The organism is Alkalihalobacillus sp. NPDC127517, assembly GCF_050276055.1.
In the GTDB taxonomy this organism is placed as follows: Bacteria; Bacillota; Bacilli; order Bacillales; family Bacillaceae_D; genus Alkalicoccobacillus.
Map to the genome: position 1 here is coordinate 19916 of NZ_JBNNQX010000026.1, position 9811 is coordinate 29726.

At 44.2% G+C, this 9811-nt stretch carries 8 protein-coding genes; all 8 read left to right on the forward strand.

Translation table 11 applies throughout. The annotated features are described in order from the left end of the window. The first annotated feature begins 11 nt into the window (after positions 1 to 11). The 8 genes from ACQKKO_RS20760 to nirD all read left to right on the forward strand — a co-directional run bounded on the left by ACQKKO_RS20760 (position 12) and on the right by nirD (position 9558). Positions 12 to 356, forward strand: a complete 345-nt coding sequence (locus ACQKKO_RS20760) for a bh protein (RefSeq protein ID WP_498650529.1) — start codon at positions 12 to 14, stop codon at positions 354 to 356. Positions 357 to 473: 117 nt separating this feature from the next. Further along, the gene (locus ACQKKO_RS20765) at positions 474 to 1457 is read left to right on the forward strand and encodes a thiamine pyrophosphate-dependent dehydrogenase E1 component subunit alpha (RefSeq protein ID WP_498650532.1); all 984 of its coding nucleotides are present in this window, start codon (positions 474 to 476) and stop codon (positions 1455 to 1457) included. A 13-nt stretch (positions 1458 to 1470) separates the two neighbouring features. After that, positions 1471 to 2454, forward strand: coding sequence for an alpha-ketoacid dehydrogenase subunit beta (locus ACQKKO_RS20770; protein ID WP_498650534.1), 984 nt, complete (start codon positions 1471 to 1473; stop codon positions 2452 to 2454). Between the two features lie 17 nt (positions 2455 to 2471). Further along, entirely contained in the window at positions 2472 to 3797 is a 1326-nt protein-coding gene (locus ACQKKO_RS20775) for a dihydrolipoamide acetyltransferase family protein (protein WP_498650536.1), read from the forward strand. A gap of 13 nt (positions 3798 to 3810) precedes the next feature. Beyond that, positions 3811 to 5193 carry a dihydrolipoyl dehydrogenase gene (lpdA, locus tag ACQKKO_RS20780; RefSeq protein ID WP_498650538.1) on the forward strand — a complete coding sequence of 461 codons (1383 nt, stop codon included), beginning with the start codon at positions 3811 to 3813 and terminating at the stop codon, positions 5191 to 5193. A gap of 404 nt (positions 5194 to 5597) precedes the next feature. Then, on the forward strand, positions 5598 to 6758 hold the full coding sequence (cobA, locus tag ACQKKO_RS20785; RefSeq protein WP_498650540.1) for a uroporphyrinogen-III C-methyltransferase: 1161 nt from the start codon (positions 5598 to 5600) through the stop codon (positions 6756 to 6758). A 31-nt stretch (positions 6759 to 6789) separates the two neighbouring features. Continuing rightward, positions 6790 to 9219, forward strand: a complete 2430-nt coding sequence (gene nirB / locus ACQKKO_RS20790; protein ID WP_498650545.1) for a nitrite reductase large subunit NirB — start codon at positions 6790 to 6792, stop codon at positions 9217 to 9219. 12 nt (positions 9220 to 9231) lie between these two features. Continuing rightward, positions 9232 to 9558, forward strand: coding sequence for a nitrite reductase small subunit NirD (nirD, locus tag ACQKKO_RS20795; protein WP_498650542.1), 327 nt, complete (start codon positions 9232 to 9234; stop codon positions 9556 to 9558). Positions 9559 to 9811 lie beyond the last annotated feature (253 nt).

The window sequence follows — 9811 nt, forward strand, 5'->3', positions numbered from 1 at the left end:
CGGTGTGTGTCATGAATACAAGTCAAATGGAGGCAGATCTCTACTGCATTCATTGCAAAGAAGAGGTACCACATGAAATTACGTATGTGAACAACCAATTAAAAAGCATTGAGTGCCTAGAGTGCCGTCATGATCTTGAAATTAACCTAAATTTAAATAAAGAATTTTATGAGGAAACACAAAAACGAGTGGCAACAAAACCAAAACGAATGACGCAGGAATATCGTGAAGACCTAAGTCGATTTCTCTTCTCCTTACCAGTACGGGTTATTAGTAAGCCTTACCGGATGTTTAAAGATATAAAGCAATCTCGTGATGTGATCAAAGAATTTGACCACGATAAGGAAGACCGATAATGTTCTCTACCCCCTATTCCTGCCACGCGGGAATAGGGCTTGAGACAATCGGACATTTTTTTTCGCTAATAATTACATTTGTTCTAAGTTAGAACAAATGATAAACAGGAGGCTGTTATGATGAATGAATTAAAGCAAGACACAGCTAGTTCAAAAGAAAAACTAATTCCGCTCTATAAGCAAATGTGGTTAATTCGTTACTTCGAAGAAAAAGTAGATGAGTTTTTTGCAAAAGGGATGATTCACGGGACCACTCACCTTGCTGTTGGGCAGGAAGCAACAGCTGTTGGCTCTTGTGCGGTTCTTAATGTTGACGACATGATTACGAGTACTCACCGTGGGCATGGTCATTGTATTGCAAAAGGTGCAGAAGTGAATCGTATGATGGCTGAATTATTCGGTCGTACAACCGGTTACTGCAAAGGAAAAGGTGGATCCATGCACATTGCCGATGTCAGTAAAGGGAATCTTGGTGCCAATGGAATTGTTGGAGGTGGGTTCTCGATCGCAACAGGTGCAGCTCTTACTTCTAAGATGAAAAACCAAGGGAAAGTGGTGCTTTGTTACTTTGGTGATGGTGCCTCCAATGAAGGAAGTTTTCATGAAGCAGTGAACCTGGCATCTATTTGGAAGCTTCCAGTCATCTTCTTCTGTGAGAACAATCAATACGGTATGTCAGGCCCTGTAAAAGAGATGGTGAACATCGAACACATTGCACAGCGTGCCGAGGCGTATGGGATTCCAGGTCATGTCGTAGAAGGCAATGATGTCTTTGATGTGATGAACGTCGTACAAGAAGCGGTTGATTATGCTCGGAATGGCGGAGGTCCAACTATTATTGAAGCAAAAACCTATCGCTGGAAAGGTCACTCTAAGAGTGATGCCAAAAAGTATCGTACAAGAGAAGAAGAAAAAGAGTGGAGAGAAAAGGACCCAATTGCTCGTTACAAGGAGCAGCTCATAGCCCAAGGACTGTTCACAGAGGAAGAAGCCGAATTCATTCGTAATGAGGCGAAGAAGGAGATCGAGGATTCGGTTGAATTTGCTAAAAAAAGTCCCGAGCCAGGTCTTGAGACATTAATGGAGGATATCTATGCCTAAGGAGGGACAAGCCTTGAGAGAGCTAACGTATTTAGAAGCAGTCAGAGAAGCAATGAGTCAGGAAATGCGCACAAATGAAGATGTGTTTATCTTGGGTGAAGACATCGGTGTTTATGGTGGGGCATTTGGTGTAACCCGCGGAATGATTGAAGAATTTGGACCGGAGCGGATACGAAATACACCGATTTCAGAGGCTGCTATTTCAGGAACAGCCATCGGAGCTGCGTTAACAGGTATGCGTCCCATCTTAGAGCTTCAATTCTCTGATTTCATTACAATTGCGATGGATAATATGGTCAACCAAGCTGCCAAGCTGAGATATATGTATGGTGGAGAAGGAAAGGTCCCGATGGTTCTCCGTACACCTGCTGGATCCGGAACAGGAGCAGCAGCTCAGCATTCACAAAGCTTAGAAGCGTGGATGACTCATATTCCAGGCCTAAAGGTGGTTCAACCTTCTACGGCCTATGATGCGAAAGGACTTTTAAAAGCTGCGATGGATGATGATAACCCAGTTGTGTTCTATGAGCATAAGCTTTGCTACCGCACAAAAAGTGATGTGCCAGAAGAAGCCTACTCGATTCCACTTGGGAAAGCAGATATCAAGAGAGAGGGTAAGGATGTCACGATTGTCGCAACAGCAATGATGGTGCACAAATCGCTTGAAGCCGCAGAGCAATTAGAGGCTGAAGGAATTAGTGTAGAAGTCGTTGATCCCCGGACACTTGTACCATTAGATGAAGAAACAATCATTGAGTCGGTGAAAAAGACAGGTCGCCTCATCGTTGTTCATGAAGCGGTTAAACGTGGAGGATTTGGTGGAGAAATCGCCAGCATGATTGCAGAGAGTGAAGCGTTTGATTATTTAGATGCCCCAATCAAACGATTAGGCGGAAAAGCGGTTCCGATTCCGTATAATCCTGAGCTTGAAAAAGCAGCGGTTCCACAGGTCCATGACATCGTGGAAGCTGTAAAAGATACGCTAAAAGGACTATAAGGAGGAGGACATGACGAATGCCTAAGGAAATTTTTATGCCGAAGCTGAGCAGTACCATGCAGGTAGGTACGCTCCTGGAATGGTTTAAAGAAGAAGGCGAGTCGGTTGAAGTCGGAGAGCCTTTGTTTGAAATCATGACCGATAAAATTAACATTGAAGTAGAGGCTTATGAGGAAGGAATCTTACTCAAGCGATATGTGAGTGAGGATGAAGAAATTCCTGTAAATTACGTTATTGGCTACATTGGAGAGGCGGATGAGAACGTGCCAGATTCTTCTCCTGGTGTCTCCGATGAAGACGCCGAGTCTACTGATGAGGAAAAATCTGATGTCAAAGAGGAGAGTTCAATCCCGCAGAAGCAAGAAAGCGCAGAAAAGGTACGTGCGACTCCTGCAGCGAGAAAAGCTGCAAAGGATGAGGGTCTCGCACTTCATAAAATTGAAGGCAGTGGCCCAAGAGGTCGAGTTCAAAAGGCAGATGTAGAAGCTCAGGGTGAGCAAGGAGAGAAGATTAAAGCCACTCCTCTTGCTCGTAAGGTTGCAGATGAAAAAGGATTGAACCTACAAGAGGTTACGGGCACTGGTTCAAACGGGAAAATCTACACTGCAGATCTTGATACAGTAGCGAGCGCAAATCGTGATGCACCAACAAGTGAGCCAAAACGCGTAAAGCTAAGTGGCACACGCAAGATGATTGCTAAACGAATGGCAGAGAGTGCCTTTACAGCACCACATGTGACGCTAACAAGTGAAGTAGATATGACCGCATCTGTGGAGGTCCGTAAACAACTGCTTCCACTCATTGAACAACAAACAGGCAAGCGCCTGTCCTATACAGAAATCATTGCCAAAGCTGTTGCGCATTCATTGGTACGTCACCCAGAAATCAATGTCTCACTTGATGGGGATGACGTGGTTTATTATGAGGATGCTCATATTGGAATCGCTGTTTCAATTCCTGGAGGACTGGTCGTACCAGTCATCAAACATGCTAATCATAAGGGCTTGGGCACATTAACAGAGGAAGCGAAGCATCTTGCCAATGCAGCCAGAGGTGGCAAACTAAGTCCAGATGCCATGCGTGGGGGTACATTTACCATCAGTAATCTGGGAATGTACGCAGTAGATGCCTTTACGCCAATTATTAACCAGCCGGAGTCAGCCATTCTTGGGGTAGGGAGAATACAGGAAAAAGCAGTAGGTATAAACGGTCAAATCGAGCTACGCCCAATGATGAGTCTTAGTCTTTCATTTGACCATCGCGTCATTGATGGTGCTCCAGCAGCGGCCTTTTTAACCGAGCTCAAGCAAGTACTTGAGAACCCATACCAACTGCTTACGTAAAGGAGAGAGAACTGTGTCAACATATGATATCGCCGTAATAGGTGGAGGACCAGGTGGCTATGTGGCAGCAATCCGTGCAGCAAAGCTCGGAAAAAAAGTGGCGCTTGTAGAGAATGGGCACCTTGGGGGAACATGCTTAAACAGAGGCTGCATCCCTTCAAAGACCTTGTTGCGTCATGCCGAAATCATTGAACAAATCGAAAAGGCAAAGGACTGGGGCATTGAAGCCGGTCCGGTGACGTTGTCGCTAGAAAAAATGCTTAATCGAAAAGATCAAGTGATCAAGAAGCTACGCACAGGTATTGAATATTTAATGAAGCAAGGCAATATTGAGGTGTTTGCTGGACTTGGTGAAGTGGAGGCAGACGGTACGATTCGAATAAGCGGGCAAGAGAAAGAGACAACAATCAAAGCGGACAAGGTCATTATCGCAACAGGGTCTACTCCATTTGTACCACCGCTCGCAGGCATTGATACTGCTCACTTTTACACAAGTGACACTGTGTTTGATTTAGAAAGAATTCCAAGTTCTATCGTCATTATTGGTGGAGGCATTATCGGCGTGGAGTTCGCCTGCATTTTTACTAGTCTGGGTGTAGACGTAACGATTGTGGAGATGGGCGATCGAATCATTCCGAGTGAAGATCCGGACGCTTCAAAGCATCTGACGAAGATCCTAAAGAAAAAAGGAGTCCGTATCTTAACTAACACGAAGGTGACAGCGTTAAAGAAAGCAGGAGATAACCAGAACGTACTGGTGGAATCAGATAAAGGGAAATCAGAGGTGATTAATACCGAAGACCTTTTAATCTGTGTCGGCAGAAAGCCAAACCTGTCAGCCATTTCTAAGCTCGATCTACAGATGAGTGGGCCTTTTGTGAAGGTGAACGCAGCGATGCAAACCAGTCAAGCAAACATCTATGCAGTCGGTGATCTCATAGGAGGCTGGCAGCTTGCGCACGCGGCCAGTGCCGAAGGACTTGTAGCAGCAGCGAACGCGGCAGGAGAGCAAGAATCAATCAAAGGAAAAATCATTCCACGCTGTGTGTACACGAGCCCTGAAGTCGCCAGTGTCGGCATTTCAGAAGCGGAAGCCAAAGAACGAGGTCTTGATGTAAAAGTGGTAAAAACCGATTTGTCTGCAAACGGTAAAGCTCTGGCTATGGGTGAAGCAGAAGGATTTGTTAAGCTGATTGCTGATGTAAAACATGGGGAGATTTTAGGTGTGACCATGGTTGGACCGCATGTAACAGAAATGATTGCAGAGCCAACAGCCTTTATGCACCTGGAAGGAACCGTTGAAGAGCTGGATTCAATGGTCCATGCCCACCCAACCATATCAGAAGCCCTTTACGAAGCCGCTGGATCATGGCTTGGAAAAGGCGTGCACAGTTAATAGGATGAACAGCAAGTCCTTGGAGAGAGGGACTTGCTGTTTTTTTGTTGTTGGAGGAAGGATCGATGTGATAGGGAGGGAGATCGATGCGATGGAGGAAGGATCGATGTGATAGGCGATGCGATGGAGAAAGGATCGATGCGATAGCCGGAGGATCGGAGTGATAGACGTGCTCCAAGAAATGCGATATTCGAATGATTAAAGGGAGACGTGGCTCTATATCTTTCTAAAAATCAGTCAGCAAACCCCTTTGTCCTTTCGGTTTTCGTAGTTCTAAATTGGTTTTCGTTAAAAGATCTCACAGCATTTTGCTTAAAAAACCTTGTGAGAAATGCTGACTAACCACCTTAATTATTAAGATATCTCCATTATGATGTCACAATAGATAGGGAGGAGTGGACTAGTTGGTACAAGGCAAAGTGTATTTTGTAGGGGCTGGCCCTGGTGATCTAGAATTGATCACGGTGAAAGGCCTTCGCTTACTGCAAAAAGCGGAAGTAGTGATTTTTGATCGACTGGTTAATCCATTTTTATTAACGGAAACAAGTCCCGAGGCGAAGCTTGTCTATTGTGGAAAGCAGCCGTGTAAGCATACGCTCAGGCAGGAAGATATCCAGAAGGAGCTTTTAATTCATGCGAAAAAAGGTTTAACAGTTGTTCGTCTTAAGGGAGGCGATCCATCTGTTTTTGGTAGAGTTGGCGAAGAGGCTGAGCTTTGTGCACAACATCATATTAAATACGAAATCATTCCTGGAATTACATCTGGTAGCGCAGCGAGTATGTATGCAGGAGTTCCAGTTACGTACAGAAAGCTCTCTGGATCATTCGCAACCGTAACGGGTCATACCTGTACAAAGGATGGCAAGCCAGCGGTGAATTGGAGTTCGCTTGCAAGCGCTGTCGATACCATCATTTTTTATATGGGGATGAAGCACTTACCCACAATCTCAAAAGAACTCATCAATCATGGCATGTCAAAAGATACACCCATTTTACTTGTGCAATGGGGAACCTATAGCAAGCAACGTACGGTCCAGGGAACACTTGCAACCATTGTGGTAAAAGCAGAGCTCGCAAAAATACAGAACCCTGCCATCATTCTTGTTGGTGAGGTCGTTAAGTTAAGAGCAAAGCTTACTTGGTTTGAACAGAGACCTTTAAGTGGAAGAGGGATGTTGATCCCAACCGCTACTGATTATAACGAGGAAGGGTCTCAATTAAAAGAACGGGGAGCAGATGTCTATGCTTATCCCTTTTTAAAACAGAAGACACACTCACACCGTGATCAACTTGTGTTATCGAGACTATTTGAAGATGAGCACATTAATACGATCTGCCTTCATACTCATCAAGACTGCCTAGAATTTTTTGAATATATCGATTTATCAGGTATTAATGTAGATTCATTACGAACATGCACATTTATATGTAGCGATCACTTAACAACATTACATTTAAGGGAGGCTGGATTTAATGTATATCAAGTAGCATCGATGTCTGTGGAGCAGATAACGGAGGCATTGCTACCTAATCAAATAACAGAACCTTTACGTGGATCATTGTAGACCTTAACCATACACAAAAAAGGAGAGAGACATCTTGAAGCAAAAGATTATTTTGATCGGTAACGGAATGGCTGGGATTAGAACGCTAGAGGAAATCATTAAAAAAGACCCACACAAATTTGAGATCACAGTCTTTGGTGAAGAACCTCATCCAAATTACAACCGCATCCTTTTATCCTCCGTGTTACAAGGGGACGCGAGTATTGAAAGTATTGTGTTAAACAGCTATGAATGGTACGAGGAGAATCAAATTGAATTATTCACAGGCGATCCAGTTGTCAAGGTGGATACTGCTAATCAAAAGGTAATAAGTCAAAACGGCATCAATCGTTCGTACGATCACTTAATCTTTGCAACGGGTTCAAACCCTTTTATGCTCCCGCTTCCAGGTGCGGATAAGGAGGGCGTTATTGCTTTTAGAAATATTCAAGACTGCGAGACGATGATTGATACAGCGAAGAATTATAAAAAAGCAGCGGTCATTGGTGGAGGGTTGTTAGGTTTAGAGGCAGCACGAGGTTTATTAAATTTAAATATGGAAGTAGAAGTTATTCATATCGCTGATTACTTAATGGAACGACAACTAGATGATCAAGCGGGCAAGATGCTCAAAGAGGAACTGGAAAAGCAGGGTATGACGTTCCGTTTAAACGCTCATACAGAACGCTTAACCGGTAAAAAACGAGTGGATGGCGTACGTTTTAAAGATGGATCACAGCTTGATGCTGATTTAGTTGTGATGGCTGTTGGAATTAAGCCGAATGTTTCTTTAGCCAAAGACTCGGGACTTGAGGTTAACCGGGCCATCGTTGTAAATGACTATATGCAAACGTCGGTTCAAAACGTGTATGCGGTTGGTGAGTGTGCTGAGCACGCGGGTGTCGTGTACGGACTTGTTGCACCGCTCTATGAGCAAGGGAAGGCCTTGGCTGAACATGTATGCGCAGATCAACCCTTATCAAAGCCTGGCTACCAAGGATCTATTGTGTATACACAGTTAAAGGTTTCAGGTGTGGATGTATTTTCAGCAGGCAGATTCCAAGACGGGGAGCATACGAAATCAATTCGCGTCCATGATGAGTTTGAAGGGATCTTCAAAAAAGTTGTTGTTGAGAATAACAAAGTGATAGGTGCCGTGTTGTTTGGTGATACATCTGACTCGCCTCGGCTTTTAACCATGATGCGGAATGAGCAAGACATTTCAAAAATGAGTAAGGTCGCTATACTGCCTTCTGAAAATGAATCAGATGAACGAGAAAGTGTTGTAGTGGCGATGGCTGATAGCGAGACCATCTGCGGCTGTAATGGAGTAACAAAGGGAGATATCGTTAAAGCCATTAACGAACAAGGTCTTCAAACGGTTGATCAAGTAAAAGCATGCACCAACGCATCACGCTCTTGTGGAGGCTGTAAACCACTTGTTGCGGAGCTTCTCACACATGCAACGGGAGAAGAAGCCTCAAATCAGAAGGAGCCGATTTGTGGATGTACCGATCTTTCTCACGAGGAAGTAACAGCTGAAATAAAAGACAAAGGCTTAAACTACGTTCGGGAAGTGATGAACGTACTTGGTTGGTCTACAGAGAATGGCTGCTCTAAATGCCGTCCTGCATTAAATTACTATCTTGGATTAAATCAACCGATTGAATACAAAGATGATTCCACATCAAAGTTCGTGAATGAACGACTACATGCAAATATTCAAAACGATGGTACATTCTCCGTTGTACCAAGGATGTATGGAGGCGTAACGAATCCAGATCAGCTTAGAAAAATCGCGGACGTTGCTGATAAATATAACGTGCCATTGCTTAAGGTAACAGGTGGGCAACGAATTGACCTACTTGGAATTGCGAAAGAAGACCTTCCTAAGGTGTGGACGGATCTTGGTATGCGCTCAGGTTATGCGTACGGAAAATCCATTCGAACAGTCAAGACATGTGTGGGAGAAAGCTTCTGTCGTTTTGGAACGCAGGATTCAATCGGACTCGGAATTCGAATTGAGAAGAAATACGAAGGATTAAGCACTCCACACAAAGTGAAAATGGCTGTATCTGCATGCCCACGTAACTGTGCTGAATCAGGCATCAAGGATATTGGAATTGTAGGCGTAGAAGGAGCATGGGAGATTTATGTTGGAGGAAATGGTGGCGTCGATCTTCGTGGTGGGGATTTATTTGCAAAGGTAGCGACAGACCAGGAAGTCATGGACTTTATTAGTTCGTTCCTCCAGTTCTACCGTGAGGATGCCAAATATTTAGAACGTACATCACATTGGGTTGAACGAGTAGGACTAGACCATATTAAAAAGGTACTTGCCGACGCGGAAACCCGTGCACAGCTTATTGAGCGAGTGGAGCTTGCCTTAACAGGTCAACAGGATCCATGGAACGAAGTGCTCGAAAGTAAGGATAAACAAGCAACGCTTTATGAGAAAAAAGAAGTAGAAGTCATCAACTAAGGAGTGATTATCATGACTCAAGTACTGAATGAACCGATTTACGTTGCACAGCTGCATGAATTATCTGTTGGGATCGGTAAGAAGGTAACCATTGATTGCTTGGAACTTGCGCTATTTCGTCAAGAGAACGATGAAGTGCTTGCTGTGGAAAACCGCTGTCCACATAAAGGCGGCGTATTGTCTGATGGAATCGTCAGCGGAGAGTATGTGTTCTGCCCCATGCACGACTGGAAAATTGACCTTAGAAAAGGCGAAGCAGTCGCTCCAGACGTTGGCTGTGTAAAAACATATAACGTATCAATCGTAGACGAAGCCGTTTATATTGTAGTGAAGGAATAAATATTTGCAAAAACTGATTGGACAGAATGAAAAAATGAACTAAATGAGGTGGCGGGACATAACTTAATTGATGATTAAAACACGAACATAGCACCAAATCCACTACAGGAGAATCCCTCGCACCCGCCGTGAACGGCCTCAGCCCCTTTCGCGGTAAAGGCGCCGCTACAGTGTCTTCACCGCGTTCTGTTCCGTAGGAGCATTCCTGTGGGTTTTCTTTTGACCTATTTACACAAAAAAAGTCCTCCGTTAA